This is a genomic window from Paenirhodobacter huangdaonensis (assembly GCF_004022465.1).
Classification (GTDB): domain Bacteria; phylum Pseudomonadota; class Alphaproteobacteria; order Rhodobacterales; family Rhodobacteraceae; genus Rhodobacter; species Rhodobacter huangdaonensis.
This window is the reverse complement of the sequence record NZ_SAVA01000005.1, coordinates 75,219-97,492: the sequence shown is the minus strand read 5'-3', so window position 1 is coordinate 97,492 and position 22,274 is coordinate 75,219. Positions and strand designations below refer to the sequence as shown.

21 protein-coding genes and 1 tRNA gene are annotated in these 22,274 nt (G+C 69.5%); 13 read left to right on the top strand and 9 right to left on the bottom strand.

The window, feature by feature from the left end:
• Positions 1-96: 96 nt before the first annotated feature.
• The 4 genes from EOW66_RS09955 to EOW66_RS09940 are packed head-to-tail and all read right to left on the bottom strand — an operon-like array spanning position 97 to position 2,593.
• Entirely contained in the window at positions 97-1,017 is a 921-nt protein-coding gene (locus tag EOW66_RS09955; protein WP_113900953.1) for a LysR family transcriptional regulator, read from the bottom strand.
• 8 nt (positions 1,018-1,025) lie between these two features.
• Entirely contained in the window at positions 1,026-1,655 is a 630-nt protein-coding gene (locus EOW66_RS09950) for a glutathione S-transferase family protein (protein ID WP_128156221.1), read from the bottom strand.
• A complete protein-coding gene (locus EOW66_RS20810) occupies positions 1,652-2,299 on the bottom strand; it encodes a Rieske (2Fe-2S) protein (protein WP_128156220.1) in 648 nt (215 codons plus the stop codon). The genes EOW66_RS09950 and EOW66_RS20810 overlap by 4 nt, the downstream gene beginning before the upstream one ends.
• A gap of 24 nt (positions 2,300-2,323) precedes the next feature.
• Complete coding sequence (locus tag EOW66_RS09940) at positions 2,324-2,593, bottom strand: hypothetical protein (RefSeq protein ID WP_206363686.1); 270 nt, start codon at positions 2,591-2,593, stop codon at positions 2,324-2,326.
• Between the two features lie 289 nt (positions 2,594-2,882).
• Between EOW66_RS09940 and EOW66_RS09935 the strand changes: the two genes are divergently transcribed.
• Genes EOW66_RS09935 through EOW66_RS09905 form a run of 7 tightly spaced genes read left to right on the top strand, consistent with a single transcriptional unit; the run spans position 2,883 to position 11,148 of the window.
• Complete coding sequence (locus tag EOW66_RS09935) at positions 2,883-4,007, top strand: BMP family ABC transporter substrate-binding protein (RefSeq protein WP_128156219.1); 1,125 nt, start codon at positions 2,883-2,885, stop codon at positions 4,005-4,007.
• A 7-nt stretch (positions 4,008-4,014) separates the two neighbouring features.
• A complete protein-coding gene (locus EOW66_RS09930) occupies positions 4,015-5,571 on the top strand; it encodes an ABC transporter ATP-binding protein (RefSeq protein WP_128156218.1) in 1,557 nt (518 codons plus the stop codon).
• Complete coding sequence (locus EOW66_RS09925; RefSeq protein WP_128156217.1) at positions 5,568-6,617, top strand: ABC transporter permease; 1,050 nt, start codon at positions 5,568-5,570, stop codon at positions 6,615-6,617. Before EOW66_RS09930 ends, EOW66_RS09925 begins: the two co-directional genes overlap by 4 nt.
• A gap of 1 nt (position 6,618) precedes the next feature.
• Positions 6,619-7,554 carry an ABC transporter permease gene (locus EOW66_RS09920; protein ID WP_128156216.1) on the top strand — a complete coding sequence of 312 codons (936 nt, stop codon included), beginning with the start codon at positions 6,619-6,621 and terminating at the stop codon, positions 7,552-7,554.
• Complete coding sequence (locus tag EOW66_RS09915) at positions 7,551-8,957, top strand: 8-oxoguanine deaminase (protein WP_128156215.1); 1,407 nt, start codon at positions 7,551-7,553, stop codon at positions 8,955-8,957. The genes EOW66_RS09920 and EOW66_RS09915 overlap by 4 nt, the downstream gene beginning before the upstream one ends.
• A gap of 10 nt (positions 8,958-8,967) precedes the next feature.
• Entirely contained in the window at positions 8,968-9,831 is an 864-nt protein-coding gene (locus tag EOW66_RS09910) for an aromatic ring-hydroxylating oxygenase subunit alpha (protein ID WP_164881085.1), read from the top strand.
• 3 nt (positions 9,832-9,834) lie between these two features.
• Positions 9,835-11,148 carry an amidohydrolase family protein gene (locus tag EOW66_RS09905; protein ID WP_128156214.1) on the top strand — a complete coding sequence of 438 codons (1,314 nt, stop codon included), beginning with the start codon at positions 9,835-9,837 and terminating at the stop codon, positions 11,146-11,148.
• A 3-nt stretch (positions 11,149-11,151) separates the two neighbouring features.
• On the opposite strand, the gene EOW66_RS09900 is transcribed toward EOW66_RS09905, so the two are convergent.
• Entirely contained in the window at positions 11,152-11,712 is a 561-nt protein-coding gene (locus EOW66_RS09900; RefSeq protein ID WP_164881084.1) for a nucleotidyltransferase family protein, read from the bottom strand.
• 90 nt (positions 11,713-11,802) lie between these two features.
• Here EOW66_RS09900 and EOW66_RS09895 point away from each other — a divergent pair, with 90 nt between their 5' ends.
• A complete protein-coding gene (locus EOW66_RS09895) occupies positions 11,803-12,141 on the top strand; it encodes a TraR/DksA family transcriptional regulator (protein ID WP_128156212.1) in 339 nt (112 codons plus the stop codon).
• A gap of 96 nt (positions 12,142-12,237) precedes the next feature.
• On the top strand, positions 12,238-14,232 hold the full coding sequence (locus EOW66_RS09890) for an enoyl-CoA hydratase/isomerase family protein (protein WP_128156211.1): 1,995 nt from the start codon (positions 12,238-12,240) through the stop codon (positions 14,230-14,232).
• A 9-nt stretch (positions 14,233-14,241) separates the two neighbouring features.
• Here EOW66_RS09890 and EOW66_RS09885 read toward each other — a convergent pair whose 3' ends face one another.
• Positions 14,242-14,457: a hypothetical protein gene (locus EOW66_RS09885; protein ID WP_113900966.1), complete on the bottom strand. Its 216-nt coding sequence runs from the start codon at positions 14,455-14,457 to the stop codon at positions 14,242-14,244.
• A 154-nt stretch (positions 14,458-14,611) separates the two neighbouring features.
• Here EOW66_RS09885 and EOW66_RS09880 point away from each other — a divergent pair, with 154 nt between their 5' ends.
• Positions 14,612-14,860: a DUF2312 domain-containing protein gene (locus EOW66_RS09880; RefSeq protein ID WP_113900967.1), complete on the top strand. Its 249-nt coding sequence runs from the start codon at positions 14,612-14,614 to the stop codon at positions 14,858-14,860.
• A gap of 58 nt (positions 14,861-14,918) precedes the next feature.
• Here EOW66_RS09880 and EOW66_RS09875 read toward each other — a convergent pair whose 3' ends face one another.
• Positions 14,919-15,800 (bottom strand): hypothetical protein, encoded by an 882-nt coding sequence (locus EOW66_RS09875; protein ID WP_128156210.1) that lies wholly within the window; start codon positions 15,798-15,800, stop codon positions 14,919-14,921.
• A gap of 80 nt (positions 15,801-15,880) precedes the next feature.
• On the opposite strand from EOW66_RS09875, the gene EOW66_RS09870 reads away from it, so the two are divergent.
• Together EOW66_RS09870 and EOW66_RS09865 are read left to right on the top strand one after the other, a co-directional pair.
• Positions 15,881-17,569: an ABC transporter permease gene (locus tag EOW66_RS09870; RefSeq protein WP_128156209.1), complete on the top strand. Its 1,689-nt coding sequence runs from the start codon at positions 15,881-15,883 to the stop codon at positions 17,567-17,569.
• Positions 17,570-17,610: 41 nt separating this feature from the next.
• Positions 17,611-17,686 (top strand) — tRNA-Thr (locus EOW66_RS09865).
• 171 nt (positions 17,687-17,857) lie between these two features.
• On the opposite strand, the gene EOW66_RS09860 is transcribed toward EOW66_RS09865, so the two are convergent.
• Positions 17,858-20,059, bottom strand: coding sequence for a hypothetical protein (locus tag EOW66_RS09860; protein WP_128156208.1), 2,202 nt, complete (start codon positions 20,057-20,059; stop codon positions 17,858-17,860).
• A gap of 570 nt (positions 20,060-20,629) precedes the next feature.
• Here EOW66_RS09860 and EOW66_RS09855 point away from each other — a divergent pair.
• A complete protein-coding gene (locus EOW66_RS09855; protein WP_128156207.1) occupies positions 20,630-21,115 on the top strand; it encodes a hypothetical protein in 486 nt (161 codons plus the stop codon).
• A 629-nt stretch (positions 21,116-21,744) separates the two neighbouring features.
• On the opposite strand, the gene EOW66_RS09850 is transcribed toward EOW66_RS09855, so the two are convergent.
• Positions 21,745-22,185: a glycine zipper domain-containing protein gene (locus EOW66_RS09850; protein ID WP_128156206.1), complete on the bottom strand. Its 441-nt coding sequence runs from the start codon at positions 22,183-22,185 to the stop codon at positions 21,745-21,747.
• Positions 22,186-22,274 lie beyond the last annotated feature (89 nt).

Here is a 22,274-nt window from a genome sequence, read left to right as displayed (position 1 = left end):
TTTCCTGCGTTGTCTTCCCACGCAGCCAACCAGCTTTCCGGTGTTCCGCAAAGACGATGATTTCCGAACCTGTCGTTGCCTCTGGCGCAACATCCGTCAGGTCAGTCGCTCGAGCGCGAGGCCAAGCGAGGAGCCAAGCGCCTCGGCCGCCTCCGAGGCCTCGCCCTTCGGCCGCGCAATGAGCGACAGGCGCCGCGCGCTGAGGCGCGAATCGGAGAGCGGGATGAACACCAGCTCGCCGCGCGCGATCTCGGCCTGCACGCCGAGCTGGGTCTGCAACACCGTGCCGAGGCCGCGCTTGGCAAGGTCGATCATCAGCCCGATCGAATTCGTCCGCGCCCGGCGCGAGAACTCGACGAAGCTGCCCGAAAGCACCTGCTCGATCGAGCTGTCGAGGGTGAGCGAATGATCGGACAGGATCACCCGCTCGCCGGCGAGGTCATAGGAACGCAACGGCCCCTTCTGCTGCGTCAGCCGGGTGCCGGGGGCGACCATCACCCCGAGCGGCAGTTGCACCGCGGTGATCCGGCGCGCGCCGCGCGGCAGGCGCATGTCGAAGGCGATGGCGATGTCGGCCTCGCCCTGCGTCACCAGATCCACCGCCTCCTGCGAGCCGCAGACATGCACGTCGACCGAGATCTCGGGATGGCGGATCCAGAACGCGGCGAGCACGTCGGGCACCAGGGCGCGGGCCGCGCTTTCGATCACCGCAAGCGTCACGGTGCCGCGCCGCAGCCCCTGAAGATCGCCGATCTCGGTCACCGCGCGGGTCAGCTCGCGGTCGGACTGGCGCAGGTGGTAATGCAGCAGCTCGCCCGCCGAAGTCAGCTTCAGCCGCTGCTTCTGCCGCTCGAACAGCGGCGTGCCGATGTCCTCTTCCAGCTGCTTGATGGTGCGGCTGACCGAGGAGGGGGCGACGTTCATCGCCAGCGCCGCCTGCCGGACCGAGCCGAGCCGCGCCACCAGCATGAAGTGATGCGTGCGCGAGGAGATCAGCCCGAGCCGGTGCAGGTCCATCTGTGCCCTCAGTGATAGTCCGGGATGCCCGGCATGGTGATGAAGCCCGGCGTGCGCCGCACCCGCCGCGCCCAGAGCCGCAGCGCCGGGAAGGCGTCGTGGTCGAGCCCGTGGTCGCGGCTGAGCGCGAAGGCCGGGAACAGCGCAAGGTCGGCGAGCGTCAGCTCGGGGCCGGCGAAGAAGTCAAGACCGCGGATCGTCTGATGCGTCATGTGGTCTTCCATCCGCCGCAGCATCCGCGCCGTCTGCGCCGAGAGCGCGGCAAGGTCGCCGGGGGTTGCCATCAGCGCAACCTCGCGCGCGGCCTTCGCCACGGCGAGATGCTGCGCCCAGAAGGCGAGCCAGTCATCGAGGCGCGCGGCGATCACCTCGTCCTCGGGCAGCAACCGCCGCTCGGGGTCGCGCGCGGCCAGCCGGCGCAGGATCGCCTCGGGCTGGGTCAGCACCAGCGCGTCGTCCTGAAGGATCGGCAAGGTGCCAAGCGGGTTCAGTCGCAGATAGGCATCCGAGCGGTGTTCGGCGCCCGGGAACATGTCGACGTTGCGCAGTTCGAGCGCGACGCCGGTGCAGGCGGCGACCAGCCGGGCGCGATAGCAATCCTCGTCGAGGTCGTAATTGTGCAAAACCGGCGCGCTCATGCGGCGATCTCCTTCTCGACGGTGCGGCGCAGCGTCTCGGCCCAGTCACAGATCGCAAGCAGGGTCTCGGCCGAGGCGCCGGGGCGGGTGGTGATGTGCAGCACGACGGCACCGGGGCGGATCGGCTGCACGCCGATGGCCAGCGGGCCGTGCCGGCTGTCGAGCGTGGCGAGCGCCCCCTCGATCACCGCGTTCTCCTCGTTCAGCAGCATGTTGGCCACCGAGATCAGCCCGGCCTCGATGGTGATCGAGCGCACCGGCACCGCATCGGGCAGGGCCGGCAGCTCGCCGGTCTCGGCGCCGAGCGGCAGCGCCGCCCAGATCATCGCCCCGGTCTCGGTGCAGCCATAGCGCGGCACGCAGATCGAGCCCGGCACCTCGAGCTCGGGGTGGGCCGGGATCTTGCGGCAGGTGCCGCCCGTGTCGAATTCCCAGCCATGGTAGAGGCAGGCGATGTGGTCGCCGCGCACGAAGCCGAAGCTCATCTTCATGCCGCGATGCGGGCAGCGGTCCTCCCAGGCATGGGCGCGGCCGTCGGCGTCGCGCCAGACCACGATCTCCGCGCCCTCCGCCGTGGTTCCCGCCGAGGTGCCCGGCGCGATGTCGCGGGCAAGCGCAAGCGGCAGCCATTGCGTCCCAGTCATTCTTCGATCCTCGCTGTTGCTCGTTCAGTCGTTGTCATTGTCGTTGTCATTGCGCTCCACCTCGCGCACCAGGCAATCGGCCGGGCCGAGGCTCATCGCCATCTCGAAGGCGTCGAGCAGGTCCGGGGCGCCGGCAACGCGCAGCCGCGCCGCCGTTGCGTCAAGCGCAACCGTGTCGAGCGCGACCGACAGCCGCGCCGCGCGGTGGGCGGCGAATTCGGCGAAGCTGTTCGGCCGGATCTGCCCGGAGAAGGTGAAGGTCGCGCGCGACGCGGGGCGCCGGGATGCAGGCATGGCGGGCCTTTCTGGCGATGGGAACGGGGCGATCCGGGCGCCGGAGCGGGGGAATCCGCCGCTCCGGAACCGGTGCCGGGTCAGTAAGACGAGCCCCGGCGGGCCCGTCAAGTGTTGCGTTCAGAGCAACATCAAGGTCTCTGATTTGGCGCTATTCAGAACGGCGGGAATCGGGGCACGCTGCAGATGCAAACGGTGTGCGGCCTGCCCGCGCCCCGCATGACAGAACCGATGAAACGGACCTCCGCCGGCAAGAGCGGATCTGCCGACCGACACTGGGAGCCTCCTCATGATCTCTATCAAGTCTCTTTCCCGCCGCGGCTTTCTGAACATGGGCGCGGCCGCGGGTGCGGGCCTGCTGCTGCCGAAGACCGGGCTCGTGCGCCCCGCCTTTGCGCAGGCGCCGCTCGCCCCCGTCGACGTCAAGGATGCGATGATCGCCTTCGGCCACACCGGCCCGGTCTCGGATGAGGGCTGGACCTGGGCGCATGACCAAGGGATGAAGGCGGTCGAGGCGGCCTTCCCCGGCATCCGCACCTCCTTCGTCGAGTCGGTCCCCTATTCGGCCGATGCCACGCGGATCTTCCGCCAGTTCGTCGCCGATGGCGCGAACATGGTCTTCGCCACCTCGAACTATGGCGATTTTCTCTATGACGTCGCCAAGCGCGCCCCCGAGGTCGCCTTCTATGAATGCGACGGCCGCACCCACATGGATAACCTCGGCACCTATTACGTGCAGCACTGGTATCCGTCCTATGTCGCGGGCATCGCCGCGGGTGCGATGTCGAAAACCGGCAAGCTCGGCTATGTCGCCTCCTTCCCGGTGCCCTCGGTCTATTCCGGCACCAACGCCTTCCTGATGGGGGCGCGCACGGTGAACCCGGCCGCGACCGTGCAATGCATCGTCATCAACTCGTGGTTCGACCCGCAGGCGGCGACCCAGGCCGGCACTGCGCTGCTCGACAACGGCTGCGACGTGCTTTTCGGGATCATGGACGAGGCCGGCTATCTGCAGGTCGCCGAGGCGCGGGGCGCGAAGGCGGTGATGTGGAACACCGACCTGCGCCGCTATGGGCCGAAGGCCTACATCACCTCGATCATGGTCGATTTCAAACCCTTCTACGTCGAGCAGGTGCGCCGCCGCCTTGCCGGCGAATGGACGCCGACCTACGGGCTGCTGCCGATGGGGCAGGGGGTCGACCGCGACGCCTGGGGCGAGACGGTGCCGCCCGAGGTCGCCGCCAAGGCCGATGCCGCGCGCACGAAGATGATGCAGGAGGGCTGGAGCCCCTTCGTCGGCGAGATCAAGGACTCGAAAGGCACCATCAAGGTCGCCGCCGGCCAGAAGATGACCGAGGAAGAGCTCTATCACTGGGACTGGTCGATCGAGGGCGTCTCGGGCCTCGACGCCTGAGGCGGCGATGGCAGAGCCTTCGATCCAGTCGCGTCTCGGCCTGGCGCCCGGAACGCCGCCGCTTGTCTCGCTGCGCAAGGTGGGCAAGGTCTTTCCGGGCGTGATCGCCAATGCCGATGTCGATCTCGACGTCTTCCCGGGCGAGATCCACGCGCTTTTGGGCGAGAACGGCGCCGGCAAGTCGACGCTGATGAACATCCTGACCGGGATCTATCAGCCCGACGAGGGCGAGATCATCGTCGCTGGCCGCGCGGTCAGCTTCGCCTCGCCGGTCGATGCGATCGCCGCGGGCATCGGCATGGTGCACCAGCACTTCAAGCTGGTGCGCGCCTTCACCGTGGCCGAGAACATCCATCTGGGCTGGAGCGAGACGCCAAGGCGGATCTCGCGTGCGGCGCTCGAGGCGCGCACGGCCGAGCTGTCGGCGCGGCTCGGTCTCGCCGTCGATCCGGCGGCGCGGGTGGCCGAGCTGTCGACCGGCGAGCAGCAGCGCGTCGAGATCCTGCGGGTGCTTGCCCGCAAGGCGCGGGTGCTGATCCTTGACGAGCCGACGGCGGTGCTGACGCCCGCCGAGGCGCGCGAGCTGTTTGCCGCGCTGCGCGCCTTCGTGGCCGGGGGCAATGCGGTGATCTTCATCAGCCACAAGCTCGACGAGGTGCTGGAGATCGCGCATCGCGTCACCATCCTGCGGCAGGGCCGCAAGGTGGCGACCGACTGGACCGATGCCTGCACCGAGAAGAGCCTCGCGCAGATGATGGTCGGCCGCGAGATCGTGCTGAGCGACATGCGCGGCACCGACCGGGGCCGCATCGGCGCGCCGGTGCTGACGCTCGAGGGCGTCAGCCTCCGGTCCGAGGGGGTGACGCTGCTGAAGAACGTCTCGCTTGCGCTGCGTGCGGGTGAGATCCTCGGCATCGCCGGGGTCGCGGGTAATGGCCAGCGCGAGCTGACGCAGGTGATGACCGGGCTCGCGGTGCCGACGACCGGCCGGGTGTGGCTCAAGGGCGCCGATGTCACCCGCGCCGGTGCCCGCAAGATCGCGGCGCAGGGGGTGGGCCATATCCCCGAGGACCGGCTGCACGCCGGCATGGCGCCGGCGCTGTCGATCACCGACAACGCGGTGCTGCGCGAATACGCGAAGCCGCCGCTGTCGGCCGGGCCGTTCTACCGGCCGTGGCGGGCGACGCGGCTTGCACGCGAGATCGCCGCCGCTGCCGAGGTCATGGTGCCGAGCTTCGAGATGCCGGCGCGCAACCTGTCGGGCGGCAACCAGCAACGCCTCGTGGCGCGGCGCGAGATGCGCATCGCCTCGAAGGTGCTGGTCGCGGCCTATCCCTCGCGCGGGCTCGACGTCGGCGCGATCAACACGATGATGCGCTATTTCACCGAGCTGCGCGACGCCGGCGTCGCCGTGGTTCTGGTGTCCGAGGAACTGGAGGAGCTGTTGACCCTCGCTGACCGGATCGCCGTGATGTTCCATGGCGAGATCATGGGTGTCGTGCCCGCCGAGGGCGCCGATATCGAGGCGATCGGCCTGATGATGGGCGGGAGGCGCGCGGCATGAGCTATCGTCTGCAACGCCTGCCTGTCGCGAAACCCTCGGTCGCCTTCGCGGCGCGCATCGCCTCGGTGGTGCTGGCGCTGCTGACCGCGGGGCTGCTGCTGAAGCTGGTCGGCATGGAGCCTCTGGCGCTCGCTGGCCGGGTGCTGAAATCGACCTTCGGCTCGAGCTTCGGGCTCGAGGATCTGGCGCTTTTGTTCACGCCGCTCCTTTATTGCGGGCTGGCGGTGGCGGTGGCGCTGCGGATCGGGGCGTGGAACATCGGCGCCGAGGGGCAGTTCAATCTCGGTGCCTTTGCCGCGACCGGGATTGCCCTTTTCGTGCCGGGGCCGGACTGGGCGCTGCTGCCGGCGATGGCGGTTGCCGGGGCGCTGGCGGGCGCCGCCTGGATTCTGGTGCCGACGCTCGCGCGTGCCTATGCCGGCGTGTCCGAGCTGATAACCACGCTGCTGCTGAACTTCGTCGCGCTGCTGCTCGTCTATTGGGTCTCGACCGGGCCCTGGCTCGACCCGTCGGGGCACGCGCTGGCCACTACCGCGCGGCTGCCGGTTGCGGTGCCCGAGGTCTGGGGCATCGTGCACTGGGGGCTGCCGGTCGCGATGATCCTCGCCGTCGGGCTGGCCGGCGTCTTTGCCTTCACCCGCTGGGGCTACGAGGTGCGGATCGGCGGCTCGAACCCGGGGGCGGCGCGCTATGCGGGCATGCCGGTGCGCCGCCACCTGATCGCGGTGATGCTGCTTTCGGGCGCGATCGCCGGGCTGGGCGGGATGATGGAGGTCGCGGGCACCGTCGGCCGGCTGCAGGGCGGGATCTCGAACAATTACGGCTATCTCGGCATCATGGTCGCGGTGCTGGCCCGGGCTGCGCCGCTTGGCACCATCGCCACCGCCTTCCTGATGGCCACGATCCTGAACGGCGGCATCATCTTGCAGACCCAGGGGCTGACCACCCACACCGTGCTCGCGCTGACCGGGCTGATCCTGCTTTATGCGGCGATCGGCGACGAGGCCGCGAAATACCGCATCGTCAAACTCGCGAAGGGAGCATGAGATGGACATTCTCGCAGGGCTGATCCAGACCGCCTTCCTTGCCGGCGGGGTGCTGGCGCTCGCCGCACTGGGCGAGGTGCTGGCCGAGCGCGTGGGCGTCGTCAACCTCGGCGTCGAGGGGCTGATGGCGCTCGGCGCGATGACCGCGATCACCACCGTCGTCGCCTCGCCCCATCCCTGGCTCGGCTTTGGCGCGGCGCTGCTCGTCGGGCTGGTCGTCGGCATGGTCTATGCCTTTGCCACCGTGGTGATCCGCGCCAATCAGGTGCTGAGCGGGCTCGCACTGACCTATATCGGCACCGGCATGGCGGCGACGCTGGGCAAGCCCGTCTCGGGCAGCCCGTCGCCCGCCACCTTCCGCCCGCTCGACCTCGGGTTTCTCTCGGACCTGCCCTTCTTCGGGCGCGCCTTCTTCAGCCACAACATCCTCGTCTACATCATCTTTCTGGTGTTGCCGGTGCTGCTGCACTGGCTGATGTTCCACACCCGCCACGGGCTGAACATGCGCGCGGTGGGCGAGAACCCGGCCGCCGCCGATGCAGCGGGCATCCCGGTGATGCGGTTCCGCTTCTGCTATACCGCGCTTGGCGCGGCGCTCGCGGCAGGGGCAGGGGCCTATCTGACGCTCGCCTTCGTGCCGAGCTGGTCCGAGGGCGTGGTCTCGGGCCGCGGCTGGATCGCCGTCGCGCTGGTGATCTTTGCGGGCTTCCGCCCGGTGAATGCGGTGCTTGCGGCGCTGCTTTTCGGCTTCGTCACCGCGCTTGGCTTTGTCGGGCAGGCGCGGAACTGGCCGGTCGCCGCCTCGATCCTGTCGATGCTGCCTTACCTTGGCACGATCGCGCTGATGATCGTGCCGGTGCTCGCCTGGCAGCGGATGCGCCGGCTGATGGCGGCGCCCGAAGGCCTGACCGAACCCTATTTCCGGGATGTGCGATGAAGATCCTTTTGAAGAACATCTCGGTCCTTGCGACCTTCGACGACGCGGGCGGCCCGGCCGGGCGCGAGCTGACCGATGCGGGGCTGTTGATCGACGGCAGCCGCATCGCGGCGGTCGGGCCGATGGCCGAGTTCGAGGGCGTCGCGGCCGACCGGGTGATCGACCTGAGCGATCACGTGGTGATGCCGGGGATGGTGAACACGCATCACCACTTCTACCAGAACCTGACCCGGGTGATGGTGCAGGACGATCCGCTCTTCGACTGGCTGAAGACGCTCTATCCGATCTGGGCGCGGATCGACGACCGGGCGATGGAGGTCGCCGCGCGCATGGCGATGGCCGAGCTGATCACCTCGGGCTGCACCACCTCGTCGGACCACCAGTATATCATGCCGAACGACTGCACCCTCGACACGCCGATCCGCGTGGCCGCGGAAATGGGGATGCGCTTTCACGCGGCGCGGGGCGCGATGTCGCGCGGCGAAAGCAAGGGCGGGCTGCCGCCCGACAGCTGCGTCGAGGCGGAAGAGGACATCCTGCGCGACGCCGAGCGGCTGATCCACCGCTATCACGACATGAGCGAGGGGGCGATGACACGCATCGTTCTGGCGCCCTGTTCGGCCTTCTCGGTGACCCCCGGGCTGATGCGCGAGGCGGCCGAGCTGGCGCGGTCGCACAAGGGCGTGCACCTGCATTCGCACATCGCCGAGGTGCTCGACGAAGAGGTCTATTGCCATGAGATCTATGGCATGCGGTCCGTGGGCTATGCCGAAAGCGTCGGCTGGCTCGGCCCCGATGTCTGGTTTGCGCACGCGATCTTCCTTGATGATGCCGAGATCCGGCTGTTCGCCGAAACCGGCACCGGCGCCACCTTCTGCCCCTCGGCCCACATGCGTTGCGGTCTTGGCATCATGCGGGCGCGCGAGATGCTCGATGCCGGGGTGACGGTGGGGCTCGGCGTCGACGGTTCGGCCTCGAATGACACCTCGAACATGTTCCAGGAGGCGCGCATGGCGCAGTATCTGCAGCGCGTCGCCCCGGCGCGATACCTGTCGGCCAAGCCCGGCGGGCGCGGCGGCTTCGGCGGCACGCCGGCGGCGCTGTCGGCGCGCGAGGCGTTGTGGATGGCGACGCGGGGCGGGGCGAAGCTTCTGGGCCGCGACGACATCGGCCAGCTCGCGCCGGGCAAGGCCGCCGACGTGATCGCGGTGCGGCGCGACCAGCTCGGTCTTGCCGGCACGCAGCGCGATCCGCTCGCCGCCCTCGTCATGTGCGGCCCCTTCGCGGTCGATTATTCCTTCATCAACGGCGTGCCGGTGATCGAGCGGCGGGGCTTCACCCGGCTCGACATCGACGCCGCCCTTGCCGAGCATGGGCGGACCATGGCGCGGATCTATGCCTGAGGAGAGGATGATGAATGCCCTCGTTCCCGACGTGACGGATGGCAGCAACGACCAGTGGTTCTGCCTTGGCTGCCTTCAGGACATGCCGCAGGGCCGCCACGGCACCCGGCTGCTCGGCCGCGATCTGGTGGTGACGAAATACGGTGACGCGCTCTCGGTGCGGATGGACGAGACCGAGCTGCCGGTGCGCCTGCGCTATGGCTATCTGTGGACCACGACCGGCACCCCCGCGGGCGGGGTGCCCGAGATCGCCGAGGCCGACGAGCCCGACCGCCGTTATGTGCCCTGCGGCGCGATCCCGGTGCGCGCCTCGGCGCCGCGGGTGATCGAGAATTTCCTCGACATGGCGCATTTCCCCTTCGTGCACACCGACATCCTCGGCTCGGAACCGCTGACCGAGGTCGAGAAATACCGCTGCGAGATCCGCCGCGACGTGGACGAGGTCTGGGCGACGGATTGCGTCTTCACCCAGCCGAAGGCGGCGCTGGCCGCGACCGGCGCGATCCGCACCGATTACATCTATCGCGTCACCACGCCCTTCACCGTGCTGCTCTACAAGACCTGCCCGAATTCGGCGACGCGGTGGGACGTGATCTGCCTTTTCGTGCAGCCGGTCGAGCCCGGCGTCTCGATCGCGCATCCGGTGATGTTCCTGCTTGATGACGAGGGCACGACGCAGGACCTGATTGCCTTCCAGCAGGTGATCTTCCTGCAAGACAAGATCATCCTCGAGAACCAGCGCCCGGTGCTGCTGCCGCTCGAGCCGCGGGCCGAGACCCCGACCCGCGCCGATGCCTCCTCGATCGCCTACCGGCGCTGGCTGAAGGAGAAGAACTGCCTTTACGGCACCAGCCTCGGCCCGAAGGCGGCCTGAGCGATGCGGCTGCGCCGGCTGATCGCCGATGCCTTCCACGCCCCCCGCGCGGGCGAGGTCGAGGAACTGAAGGACGCGCTCTTCACCCTCGATGCGGACGGCACCATCCTGTCGGTCGAGCCGGGCGGGCGCGCGGAGGAGGCCGAGCGCCTGCCCGCGGGGCAGGTGCTGTTGCCGGGCTTTGTCGATCTGCATGTGCATGCGCCGCAATATGCGCAGCTCGGCACGGCGCTCGATCTGCCGCTCGAGGACTGGCTGAACGCCTACACCTTCCCGCTCGAGGCGCGCTTTGCCGATTGCGACTTCGCCGAGACGGTCTATCGCGCGCTGATCGCCGACATGCTGGCGCTTGGCACCACCTCGGCGCTGCATTTCGCCACGATCCATGTGCCGGCGACGAACCGGCTCGCCGAGATCTGCCTTGAACTCGGCCAGCGCGCGGTGATCGGCAAGGTGGCGATGGATCACCCCGAGACCTGTCCCGCCTTCTACCGCGATGCCTCGGCCGAGGCGGCGGTCGAAGGCAGCCGCGCGGTGATCGCCCATGTCGCGGCGCTGCCCGGCAATGCCGGGCTGGTCGCCGCCGCGATCACCCCGCGCTTCGTGCCCGCCTGCACCGATGCCTGCCTCGAGGGGCTTGGCCGGCTCGCTGCGGAAACCGGGGTGCGGGTGCAGTCGCATGTGTCGGAAAGCGATTGGGAACATGGCTTCGTGCGCGCCCGCATGGGCCGCTCGGACGCCGAGACGCTGGCCCATTTCGGCCTGATGCCGGCGCATTCGGTCTTTGCCCATGCGACGCATCTGTCGCCGTCGGACATGGATCTGCTGCGCGACCATGGCGCGGGGGTCGCGCATTGCCCGCTCTCGAACGCCTATTTCGCCAATGCCGTCTTCCCGCTGCGCAGGGCGCTCGCGCGCGGGCTGCGGGTCGGGCTCGGCACCGACATCTCGGGCGGGCCCGCGCCCTCGGTCTTCGAGGCGGCGCGGATGGCGGTGGCCGTGTCGCGGATGCGCGAGGGGGGCGTCGATGCCGATCTGCCGGCCGCGGAGCGGGGCGCCGGACCGGCCCGCATCGACATGCGCCTGGCCTTCCACCTTGCCACCCGCGGCGGGGCCGAGGCGCTTGGCCTGCCGGTGGGCGCCTTCGTGCCGGGGCTGAAGTTCGACGCGATGGCGGTCGATACAGCGGCGCCCGACGGCACCATCCGGGTCTTCGGACAGACGGGCGAGCGGCTGCTGGAGAAGATCCTGCACGGGGCAAGCCGGCCGAACATCGCGCGGGTCTGGACCGACGGGGTCGAGCGCCACCGCCGCTAGCGCCTATTGCAGGCGGGCGAGGTCCTCGGGCGTGTCGATGTCGGCCAGCAGATGCGGCATGCAGGGCACCCGCACCACCTCGGGCGCGCCGCGCAGCAGGCTGCCCGCGCCACGGTCGCCGTCAAGCGCGCGCAGCTCGTCGAACATCGAGGCCGGCAGGCAGACCGGCGGCGCGCCATGGTTGCCGGCCCAGGCCGAGGCCGGGCGGTCGGCCGCGGCATGTTCCAGCACCTGACGCATCAGCGACGGCGGCACCCGCGGCATGTCGGCGAGCACGATCAGCAGCAGCTCGGCCCCGACCGCCTCGGCATGGTCGATCGCGGCGCGCAGGCTGTCCGACTGCTGGCACCCTGGTGCGACCTCGACGATTTCGTAATCCGCCAGCAGCGGGCGCAGCGCCGGCGAGGAGATCACCGCCACCCGTTCGTCAACCGGCACCGCGAGCAGGGCGTGGGCGGCATGGGTGGCAAGCGGTCGGCCGCGAAAGGGGGCAAGCAGCTTGTCTTCGGCTCCGAAGCGGCGCGAGATCCCCGCCGCCAGCAAGGCACCGATCGTGCGCGTCATCTTCATCCCTTCCAGCCGACAGGATTGACCTGCATCAAGGCCACTTTTTACACTTCCGGCCACAATACACCGGAAACAGAGGAGAAAGCCATGAAATCCCTCGATACCCGGCGGGCGGAACTCGAAGCTCGCAAGGCGCTCCTTCTGGCGCGCGTCGACCAGATTTCCGACGACCTCGAGGAGAGCGAGGGCGAGAAAGACTGGGCCGAACAGGCGACCGGGCACGAGACCGACGAGGTGCTGCGGGGCTTGGGCGTCTCGGCGCAGGACGAGATGCGGATGATCGAGGCGGCCGAGCGGCGGATGGCCGAGGGCGAATACGGCTATTGCACCGTCTGTGGCGAGAAGATCTCGGAAGAACGGCTCGATCTGTTGCCGGCAACCCCCTTCTGTCGCAACCACGCGCCGAAGCACAAAACCGCCGCCTGAGCCGGAACTCGCGTCAAGTCTCTGGAAAAGGACGGTTTTTCCTTGCAGGCGCAGGGCTTGTCCGTAAACTCTGCGAAACGGCGGAGCGGAAGGGCGATGACGAGACGGGCAAGGCTGCAGCGGCGCGAGGGCGTGGCGCTCATCACTCTGGCGGGGGCGGCCGAGGCGCCGGCGGGTGCGGGCTTCGACGCGGGGCTGCGTGCGGCCCTGGCCGGGGCGCTGGCCGCCTGCGATCAGGACCCGGAGCTGCGCGCGATCGTCTTGCGCGCCGGGGATGGCGGCTGGCCGGTGGCGGCCGAGGCTGCGGAGGATTATGCCGAAACCGCGGGCGTGCCGACGCTGGGCGTGCTGGCCAACCGGATCGCCACGGCGCGGGTGCCGGTGGTCGCGGTGCTGACCGGCACGATTGCCGGCGGCGGGCTGGCGCTTGCCCAGGCCTCCGGGCTGCGCATGGCGCTGTCGGGAACCCGTTTTGCCGCGCCCGAGGCCGGGATCGGGCTGATTCCCGCGGCCGGCGGACTGGTGCGTCTCGCGCGGCGGGCCGGGGCGGCGGCGGCGCTTGATTTCGTGACTGCCGGGCGGGGGCTTGATGCGCAGGCGGCGATGCGGGCCGGGCTGTGCGATGCCGTGGCCTCGGAGGGGGCGGTCGAATCCGCCGCGCTGACCGAGGCATTGCGGGTGGCCGACAGCGGCGCCGCGCCGCTGCCGCCGCGCGAGGGCTCGGTCGAGGACCCGGTGCGCTATCTCGACGGGCTCGAGGCGGCGCGGGCGCGGCTGCCCGAGGGGCCGCTGGCTGCCGTCTTCGCCCGCGCCGCCGAGGTGATCGAGGCGGCAGCGCTCCTGCCGCTCTCCGAGGCGCTCGAATTCGAGGCGGTGGCCTATGCCGACCTCGCCGGTGCCGAGCTTTCGGCGGCGCTGCGCCATGTCGCCGCGGCGCGGCGGGCGGCGGCGCAGATCGCCGGCGCGCCGGTCGTGGGCGAGGTTGCGCGGGTCGGCTCGGTCGCGCTCTGGAACCAGCCCGACCGGCTGGCGCTCGCCCTGCTCGGGCGCGGGCTCAGGGTGCAGCTCGGCGCCACCGATCCGGCACGGATCGAGGCCTCGGTGCGGCTGATCGCCGAGGCGCAGGAGGCGGCGCTGCAGGCCGGCCGGGTCAATGCCGCCAAGCGTGACGCCGATTGGGACCGGCTCGAGCCGGTGGCCGCGCCCGAAGCCTTTGGCCCCGCCGACGTGATGCTCGCGGCCCCGGGTGCGGGCGAGCTTGCGCGGCTGCGCGCGGCGCTGCCGGCCGGGACGCTGGTGGCGCTCGAGGGCGGCGGGGCGGGGGCGGAGCTGTCCTTCGTCCGCTGGCCGGGCCTGACCGAGATCTGGGCCGCGGCGCCCGAGCCGGGGGCGGCGCTGCACCGGCTTGCGGCGGTGCTGCGTGCCGAGGGCGGTGCGGTGGTTCATGCGCGCGGGCTCGGCGGGCAGCTCGAGGCGGCGTTTCTGGCGGCGGCCGAGCGCGCGGTGATGGCCGGCGCGGCACCGGCCGCGGTCGATGCGGCGCTGACCGGCTGGGGCTTTGCCGAGGGGCCCTTCGCCCGGCTCGACCGGATCGGGCTTGTGGCGGGGCAGGGGCTTCTGGCCGCGGCCGGGCGCAGCGGCGGCGCCTATCTCGCCTGGCTCGGGCTCGAGGGGCGCACCGGCCGCGCCGCGGGGCGCGGCGTCTGGCTTTACGAGGCGGGCAAGCCGCCCGCGCCCTGGCCGGACGAGGCGCCCGTGCTCGAGGCCTTGCGGGTCGAGGCCGGGGTGGCCGTGCGCCGGCTTGGCGCGGCCGAGATCGTGGCGCGGGTGCTGGCCGAGATCGCCGGTGCGGGGGCGGCGGCATTGCAGGCCGGCGCGGCGCATCGCGCGGGCGATGTCGACCTTGCGGCGATCGCCGCGACGGGCTTTCCGCGCCACCGCGGCGGGCCGCTGTTCCAGGCGGACCGGACGGGGCTGCTCGCGCTGCGCAAGCGGTTGCGCGCGCTCGTGGACGAAGGCGCGCCCGAACCGGTCACGCTGCTCGATGTGCTGATCCGCAACGGCCGGCGCTTTGGCGAGCTTGACGGCTGAGCCCGCGCCTCAGCGCAGGATCACGCCCACCACCACCATCATCAGCCCGAGCGCCGAGATCAGCAGCGCACCGATGTTCAGAAGCACCGCATGTTGCAGCCTCTCCCGCAGCGCGGCGTCACTGAGCCCCGCGCGGCGGGCGCGGCCGACGGTCAGCACGCTCCAGACGATGCCGGCAAGGCCCGCCAGGACGATGATTGCGCCCGGCCAGATCAGATAGTCCATCGCTTCCTCCCGCGCTTTCCCTCTCCGGCCTAGCCCGGCAGGCCGTGCTTGGCAAGCGGAGCGCAGCCGGTATGGCCCAGCGGGCGCTTGAAGCGCGGGGGCCGGCGGGCTAGTCAGGGCGCACCGACCGAGCAGGACGAGCAGGAGCAGAGCCATGAATGATGCCGCCTACAACGTGACCGCCGACGAACTGCGCCAGTTCATCGAGCAATTCGAGCATCTCGAAGCCGAGAAGAAGGATATCGCCGAACAGCAGAAGGACGTGATGTCCGAGGCGAAGGCGCGCGGCTACGACACCAAGGTGATGAAGAAGATCATCGCGATGCGCAAACGCGACCGCGACGATCTGGCCGAAGAGGAAGCGATCCTCGACATCTACAAGGCAGCGCTCGGCATGGCCTGACCGGGGCACGGATGCGGGCCGGCCCTTCCCGCGCGGGAGGGGCCGCCCGGTGCCGGGCTCAGGGGGCGATGAAGGTCACGCCTTCCATCGCCGCGATCTCGGCCACGTCGGCCTCGTAGGCGCGGGTGATCTGCGCCACCAGATCCCCGGTCCAGCCCGGCAGCGACAGCTCGATCTCGAGCGTTTCGGGGAGGACGAACTTGTCGAGGAAGGCGCTGACCACCTTGCGCCGCTGTGCCACCGACTGCGGCGGGTGCTGCGCGAGATAGCCGCGCAGCCGCGTCATCCCCTCATGCGTCATGATCTCCTCGAGCAGGCTGTCCTCACCCACCAGCGGCACGCCGGCGGGGATGCCGCCGAGGCTGCGCAGCACCTCGGGGAAGATCAGCGGCTGGTCCTCGTTGCACCACACCACAAAGCGCAGCCCGCGCGCGGCGGCGACCATCTCGCGCACCACCGGCGCCCAGCGGAGGGTCGCGGGCGCCTGTCCGGCCATGAACTCCTCATAGTTGCGTTCGGGGGCGCGGGCGACCAGTGCCGCGACCAGCGTCGCGGGATTGATCAGGCCGAGGTGGAACTCGGCCTGCGCATCGGGAAAGAGATTCGCCAGCGGCTCGAGCTTGGCCGGGGCCGAGGCGTAGAACCCCGCCTCGGTCACCGCCCGGTCGTAAAGGCCGAGAAAGTTCGGGTGGCTGAAGATCAGCCGGCTGCCCTCGGGGGCGGCATCGCCCAGACAGGTGGCGAGCAGGCTCGCCTGGGTCTCGGGGTCGGCGGGCTGGCCCTTCAGCGCGATCAGCGCGTCGCGCAGCGCGCCGCGATAGGCGCGCGGTGCCGGCACCACCGCGCCGACCCGGGCCAGGGCATCGTGGTTTGCCGCCAATGTGGTGATCAGCCGGTCCTCGTCGGTGGAATGCGCGCCGAGGTGAAAGACGACCTGCATGGAATTGTCCTTTGCTGCTCGGCGGCGAGAATAGCTGCGGATTTCTGGACAGGCAAACCGCTTCTGGGATAAGGAAGCGCATGGAATCTGATAAGAACACTCGGAATTGCGCGGCAGGGCCCGCGGCGGCGGGCGCGCTGCGCCAGGCGGGCTCGGGCCTGTGGTCGGCGGGGGCGCTGGCGATTGCGGCGCTGATTGCGGCACCGCTCGTCGCGGTGATCTGGATCGCGCTCAATCCGACCGAGAACATCTGGCCGCACATGCTGGCCTCGACTCTGCCGCGCTACCTGACCAACACCGCGGTGCTGGCGGGCGGGGTGGCGGCGCTTTCGGCCGCGGCGGGGACCGGGGCGGCCTGGCTGGTCGTGATGTATCGCTTCCCGGGCAGCCGGCTGCTCGAGTGGCTGCTGTTGCTGCCGCTTGCAGTGCCGGCCTATGTCGGCGCCTATGCGCTGGTCGATTTCCTCGACTATTCCGGGCCGGTGCAGGCCGGGCTGCGCGCCGCCATGGGCTGGACCACGGCGCGCGACTACTGGTTTCCCGAGGTCCGCTCGCGCGGCGCGGCGACGCTGGTTCTGGCGGCAGCCCTTTACCCCTATACCTACCTGCTGACCCGCTCGGCCTTCCGCGAGCAGTCGGGGGCAAGCTACGAGGTGGCGCGGGCGCTTGGCGCGGGGCCTTGGGCGCTCTTCTGGCGGGTCGGGCTGCCGCTTGCCCGCCCGGCGATCGCCGCCGGTGCGGCGATCGCGATGATGGAGACGGTCGCCGATTTCGGCGTTGTCGACTACTTCGGCGTGCAGACCCTGACCACCGGCATCTTCACCACCTGGCTCGAGGCCGGCAATGCGGGCGGTGCGGCGCAGATTGCCTGCGTGATTCTCGGCGTCGTGCTGCTGCTCGTCGCGCTCGAGGCGGCGGGGCGGCGGCGGGCGCGGCATTACCAGTCGGCGCGTGGCGCCCGCCCGGTGATCGCGACGCGGCTGCCGGGGCTTGCGGGGCTCGCCGCGACCGTGGCCTGCACAATCCCCTTCGCCGCGGGCTTCGTGCTGCCGGTGGCGGTGCTTGGCGCGCAGGCCGTCGCCCATCCCGAGGCTTGGGGCGGACGCGGCCTTGCCCGTGCCTTCTGGCACACGCTGGCGACGGGGGGCGTGGCGGCGGTTCTGACCGTCGCGGCGGCACTGTTCCTCGTCTATGGCGTGCGGCTCTCGGGGCGGCGGCTGCCGCGGCTGGTGCTGCCGGTCACGGTGCTTGGCTATGCCGCGCCCGGCGCGGTGCTGGCGGTGGGCATCCTGCTGCCGCTCGCCGCGCTTGACCACCGCATCGCCGATGCGGTCGCGGCGCTCACCGGCCACGACCCGGGGCTGATCCTCACCGGCTCGGCCACGGCGATCGTGCTGGCCTATGTCGTGCGCTTCTTCGCGCTCGCCGAGGGCTCGGCCGAGACCGCCTTCGGCCGGATCCCGCCCTCGCTGCCGATGGCGGCGCGCTCGCTTGGCCGCAGCGCGGGCGGTGTGCTGCGCGCGATCTACCTGCCGCTGATGAAGGGCTCGATCGGCTCGGCGCTGCTGCTCGTCTTCGTCGATTGCGTGAAAGAGCTGCCGGCGACGATGCTGTTGCGGCCGTTCAACTACGAGACGCTGGCGACGCGGGTGCACGAGAAGGCGAGCCTCGAGAACCTCGGCGACGCGGCGCCGCCGGCGCTGCTGGTCAGCGCCGTGGGCCTTGCCGCCGTGGTGGTGCTGGCGCGGGCGAACCTGCGCCGGCGCTGAGGCTTGCGCGATCGGGCCGGGCCCTGTATCGAGGGCCGCGTGCCGGCGTAGCTCAGTTGGTAGAGCGGCGATCTTGTAAGTCGAGGGTCGGGGGTTCAAGTCCCTCCGTCGGCACCAGTTTCCCAATTCAGTGTATTGATATTGTCTTTGATGTGCGGGGCGGGCCGGCCCCACGCTCATAGTGTGCCGGAAGGCGTCTTCCCATCGGCGTTCACCCGGCTGCCGCGCTGCCGGTGAAGGAGGATCGCGCCGCGCACCGCAGACGTGACGGACGCCGAGGAGGCGCGGTCACGCCGGCCGAGGCAGGGTGTAACGGTGCAAAAATCTCTGCGAATAGACAGATCTCGGCGCGGTGACGGCCCTCCAGGCCGCAAGAAATTCCGGCGGCATCGCCAGATCCGTGGCCGCCCGCAGATGCGGATAGAGCGCGAAAGCCTGCGCCTCGGAATCCGCGGCGACATTCGAAAGATAGCGCTCGGCATTGCCGGTATAAATGACATCCGGGCGGATCAGCGTCACCATCTCCGGATGCAGAAAGCGGGTGCGCAGGCAGATCACGCGGGTGAAGACCATGCTCAGGTGCTGCAACATCATCCGGAAGAATGAATCGCCGAAGAGCAGGACGATCCGGTCATGCGCGGCCTCGGGGCTGATCAGGATATCCACCAGCCCGTCGTTGAAACCGCCGGGGCTGCGGAAGGCGGTCACCGGCCAGTCGGGATCGAGGACGACACCATCCTGAAACAGCCGGGGGGTGAACTTGACGCCGAGATCCCCCGGCCAGCGCCGAGGCTTCACAATCCGCCGTTCCACGCGCGTCAGACTCTCGTCGGCCTCGATCCCGGTGGCCGAAAGCATCATCCGCAGCACCGCCAGAGACCCATGATCGGTCATATGCGTGTCGAGCGGCAGGAAGGGCGGTCGCTGCTCGTCCCGCAACCTGTCCGCCGGATACAGCACATAGGGCCGCAATTCGGCATCGAGGGGCGCGAGATAGGCATCCCCAAGCCGGTGAACAGGCCTGATCGGAAAGGCTTCCGTCATCACCGATTGCTTGTCCGGAAAGATCACATGGAGATAGGGGATCCCCTGGCCATGCGCGATGCTTGCCCGCTCGGCAAGATTGCCGGCAAAGGTCGCGAGCGAGGTGGGAGTGGGCGCCAGCTTGCCTGTCACATATTGCAAGACCGAATGATTTCCGCCGACGAGGAACGCGACGTTATCCTTGGTGAGCAACGCGTCGCCTTCGATGCGGTAGGCCTGCGACGCCGCATCTGGTTGCGGGGCCGTTGTGGCGACATCCAGATTTTTCGCGGCAATGGCCTGGGCATAGCGTCCTGTCGTGTCTGCCGCCAGGATCTTCGCGCCGTTCCGCATGTGGAATTTCAAGATCTGGTCTGGCGGAAGACGATTTCCGTTGATTGCCGACATCAGGATTTCAAAACTTAGACCTGCAATGTTCCCGGTGGTGAGGCGCTGCTCGATCAGCCGGATCAACTCAACGGAGTTGTTGGAGAGCAAGGCGAGTTGAAGCAACTGTTGCGAAAAATCTCCCGCGACGAGCGGGGTGTCGCGCAGCTTGGCGAGCAGAGCGGCGGCCTCTTCTACTTTACGTGCCCGAACGAGATTTGCGGTGTGGATATGAAGCGTCAGTGTGGCTGTTGCGACGTCGAGTTTCTGCCCCGCATGCCACTGCGCCTCCAAGAGCGCTACCGATTTGCCTGATAATGCCGCGGCGCGTTGATGGCTTCCTCTGCTGGAAAGGATTCTTGCTGCCCCTGTGAGAGCAACCGAGGAAGCACTTCGATGCGAGCGGACCGACCGCAAAAACGCATCCCGGTCAAACTTCCCCGCCAGAACACTTCGAATGGTGTCACTGAGCATGCCGCATTCCAGTAGCATGCGCATTGAGGAGTGACTACAAAACAGCACGGGGACGCGGTGGATGTCGGCAGCGGTGGCGGCGATCATGCGCGCGTGCTGATCGTCTTCGGCATGTGTCGGATCGTAGAACAGCCAGGTCGGGGTGCTCAGCCCGGTGTCCAGCCAACGATCGTCGAACGTCTTGATCCGGCGTCGGTCCGCCATCCAACGCGGCTCGAAATCGGCGCGGGAAAGATCGACGCTGGCTTGGGGACTCATCGCAATCGCGCCCGCGGCATCGAGCCGGTCGGCGAACATCAGCGCCCCCGCACCCCCCATGCTGGCGCCATAGGTCCAGAGCGCGCGCGTGCCCCGCCTGTCCCTGATCGCCTGCAGGACCTCCTCCATTTCGTCCAACTGCCACCAGTGGTTCCATTTCGCGACGACATGGAACACGGAGATGCCCGATTTGCGGAAGAACTCCTGGCCAAAGCCTGCATTCGGATGAGCCGGCCCGGGCCGCGGTGCGCCGAGACGCGGCGAGAAGGTCACCACCACCTGTTCGGACTGGTCGAGCGGAACAGAGTGCAAGGAAAGGTTGTCATTCTCGAACAGGATGGTGGTCATTGCGCGGCCCCTCCGGTCCCCATGCCAAGGCGCCGGGCGAGGCTCCCGGCGCGCGGCCGATCCTCCCGGCCGGGGAGCGGGCGCAACGGTCGCGCAGAGATCGGGCCACGGGCGCGGGATGGGGGCCCGGTGCGGCGCTGGACCGGGCCGGCAGGTGCCAGACCGTCCATGGCGCCGCGGCGGGGGAAGGGGGCGATTGCGATCGCGCCCGCCTTTGCCAAAGGCGCAAGGCACCGCGACCGGACCCGGGAAAATACCGCCAGTTCCTTGAAATGATCGAGAATATCCAAGATGAACCCTCCTGCAATCGGGGCAAGGATGGCCTGTTTTCTGCGGCTTGGCCATGGTCTTCGCGGCGATATGTTGGTCTTTGGCGAATTTCCGGATCGCCGGGCTCAGGCTTTCGGTGGCGGCGGTCCCCGGGGCTCCGGGCGGTGCTGACGATCCCCCTTGCGGTCGGGCGGCGGGATCTGGCCGTCCCCCGGGAGAGAGGATGACGCCCACCTGTTTTCCGCTCCGGTTTCGTGGCATTGCTTTTCTCGAACTGACACATGTCGCCGGGAAATCTCGATGCGCACCTCCCTTCTTCTTCTTGCCGCCTTCGGTGCGCTCGCCGCGCCAGCCCTGCCTGCGGCGGCGCAATTTGCCACGCTGCCGTCCTCCGACGCTCCAATGAGCTTTTCGCCGGCGCAATGCAGCGCGCTGCGGGAAATCGAGGGCGGGGTGGCGACCCGGCCGGCGGCCGAAATCGAGCGGATCGGCGCCGTCCTGGAGGCGAACCAGAACGCGGATCCCGTCGAGGCGGCGCGGGTTTCGGGACTGTCCGTGCCGACGGTTGCGACGATGGGGGCGCTGACCCCGCAGCAGGGCATGGCCTTCTCCCTGGTGTTCGGCTCCATGCTGCGCCAGTATCATCCTGACCTGCTGCTCAAGGTGCTGCGCGAGCGTGGCCCGCTTGGTCAGGTGCCGGACGTCTCCGACAGCCCGCTCGGGATGACCCTTCTGGACGGCATGCTGGACACCGCCCAGCAGAACTACCTGATGCAGTGTTCCTGAAGCGGGCAGGGGCGTTCTGGCTTCGAAGCGGTTCCGCCTGCCCCGGGGATCGGCCCGGCTTAGCCGGAGCGCGGGTGCCCGGGCGGGCCGCCGGTCGGCACCGGGGGGCGCGGTCAGGGCGCCGAGCGCGATGGACAGGGCCTCGGGGGTGCCGACCGGGCCGGGGCCGAATGTCCGCCGGCCGATCGGATCGCCGGTCCAGCTGTCCGTCTGCCCGAGGTCGCGCAGCTGGAAACTCGAGGCGGGTGTGATCGTCACCAGATCGCAGTCGAAGCGGGCCTGAAAGGCGCAGGTCGCGTCGGCGAGCCGCTCTTCGTGCTGATCCGCAACGGGATGGTGCTGCCAGAACGCGACCGGAACCGCTGCCCCGGGCTTGCCCTGCCTGGCCTGTTCGGCCTGCTCCAGACAGCGCTGTTTCGCCAACATCGTTCAGCGATCCCTGTCAGCGGCCGGTGCGAAAAACGGTCTGCACCGGCGGAACTGCGACCGGGTGAAACTTGCGCAGGGGGGCCGCGTGCACAACCGCCGCCTGTGCGCTGCAGGGGCCGTCGGAAAAGGTCGCGCCGCGCTGGCGGAACGGCAAAAGCCCGCCACGAGGGACGGGCTTTCGGGGCGGGCAGGGCGCGCGATCAGCCGCGGCCGAAATCGGTCAGCAGCGTGTAGCCGCGTCCGGCCATGCAGCGGTCGACGACGCGGCGCGGGCCGTAGGTGACCAGATCGTGGTCATAGTCGCCCGCTCCGGCCCCGGCGGCGGCCCCGACTGCGGCGCCGGTCAGGATGTAGTCGTTGCGGTAGCCGGTGTGGGTGCCGGCCGCCGCCCCCACCAGCGCGCCGACAATGAGGCCCGCGGCAAGGTTCTTGCCCATCTCCTTCTGCTGGCGCGCCTTGTAATCCGCCTCGACCTGCAGGGCGACGGTGCGGCAGGCCTCGAGATCCTTCTCGTAGCGCGCCTGATTGGTCTTGCCGGGGTCGACGGCGGGGCGGTATTCGGCGAGCGGCTGCACCGGCTCGCAGGCCGCAAGCAAGAGGAACGCGCCGGTGCAAAGCAGCGCTGCGGGTTTTCTGAACATGATGTTTCCAAATTGACGGTCGTTTACCTGCGGAAGATCACAGGACCGTGAACGAATTTGCAAGCCGATAATGCCGGCGCGACGCCGCG

Coding starts and splice junctions, on each gene's coding strand:
- EOW66_RS09955 (WP_113900953.1), bottom strand. CDS start 1,017: ATGGACCTGCACCGGCTCGGGCTGATCTCCTCGCGCACGCATCACTTC.
- EOW66_RS09950 (WP_128156221.1), bottom strand. CDS start 1,655: ATGAGCGCGCCGGTTTTGCACAATTACGACCTCGACGAGGATTGCTAT.
- EOW66_RS20810 (WP_128156220.1), bottom strand. CDS start 2,299: ATGACTGGGACGCAATGGCTGCCGCTTGCGCTTGCCCGCGACATCGCG.
- EOW66_RS09940 (WP_206363686.1), bottom strand. CDS start 2,593: ATGCCTGCATCCCGGCGCCCCGCGTCGCGCGCGACCTTCACCTTCTCC.
- EOW66_RS09935 (WP_128156219.1), top strand. CDS start 2,883: ATGATCTCTATCAAGTCTCTTTCCCGCCGCGGCTTTCTGAACATGGGC.
- EOW66_RS09930 (WP_128156218.1), top strand. CDS start 4,015: ATGGCAGAGCCTTCGATCCAGTCGCGTCTCGGCCTGGCGCCCGGAACG.
- EOW66_RS09925 (WP_128156217.1), top strand. CDS start 5,568: ATGAGCTATCGTCTGCAACGCCTGCCTGTCGCGAAACCCTCGGTCGCC.
- EOW66_RS09920 (WP_128156216.1), top strand. CDS start 6,619: ATGGACATTCTCGCAGGGCTGATCCAGACCGCCTTCCTTGCCGGCGGG.
- EOW66_RS09915 (WP_128156215.1), top strand. CDS start 7,551: ATGAAGATCCTTTTGAAGAACATCTCGGTCCTTGCGACCTTCGACGAC.
- EOW66_RS09910 (WP_164881085.1), top strand. CDS start 8,968: ATGAATGCCCTCGTTCCCGACGTGACGGATGGCAGCAACGACCAGTGG.
- EOW66_RS09905 (WP_128156214.1), top strand. CDS start 9,835: ATGCGGCTGCGCCGGCTGATCGCCGATGCCTTCCACGCCCCCCGCGCG.
- EOW66_RS09900 (WP_164881084.1), bottom strand. CDS start 11,712: ATGACGCGCACGATCGGTGCCTTGCTGGCGGCGGGGATCTCGCGCCGC.
- EOW66_RS09895 (WP_128156212.1), top strand. CDS start 11,803: ATGAAATCCCTCGATACCCGGCGGGCGGAACTCGAAGCTCGCAAGGCG.
- EOW66_RS09890 (WP_128156211.1), top strand. CDS start 12,238: ATGACGAGACGGGCAAGGCTGCAGCGGCGCGAGGGCGTGGCGCTCATC.
- EOW66_RS09885 (WP_113900966.1), bottom strand. CDS start 14,457: ATGGACTATCTGATCTGGCCGGGCGCAATCATCGTCCTGGCGGGCCTT.
- EOW66_RS09880 (WP_113900967.1), top strand. CDS start 14,612: ATGAATGATGCCGCCTACAACGTGACCGCCGACGAACTGCGCCAGTTC.
- EOW66_RS09875 (WP_128156210.1), bottom strand. CDS start 15,800: ATGCAGGTCGTCTTTCACCTCGGCGCGCATTCCACCGACGAGGACCGG.
- EOW66_RS09870 (WP_128156209.1), top strand. CDS start 15,881: ATGGAATCTGATAAGAACACTCGGAATTGCGCGGCAGGGCCCGCGGCG.
- EOW66_RS09860 (WP_128156208.1), bottom strand. CDS start 20,059: ATGACCACCATCCTGTTCGAGAATGACAACCTTTCCTTGCACTCTGTT.
- EOW66_RS09855 (WP_128156207.1), top strand. CDS start 20,630: ATGCGCACCTCCCTTCTTCTTCTTGCCGCCTTCGGTGCGCTCGCCGCG.
- EOW66_RS09850 (WP_128156206.1), bottom strand. CDS start 22,185: ATGTTCAGAAAACCCGCAGCGCTGCTTTGCACCGGCGCGTTCCTCTTG.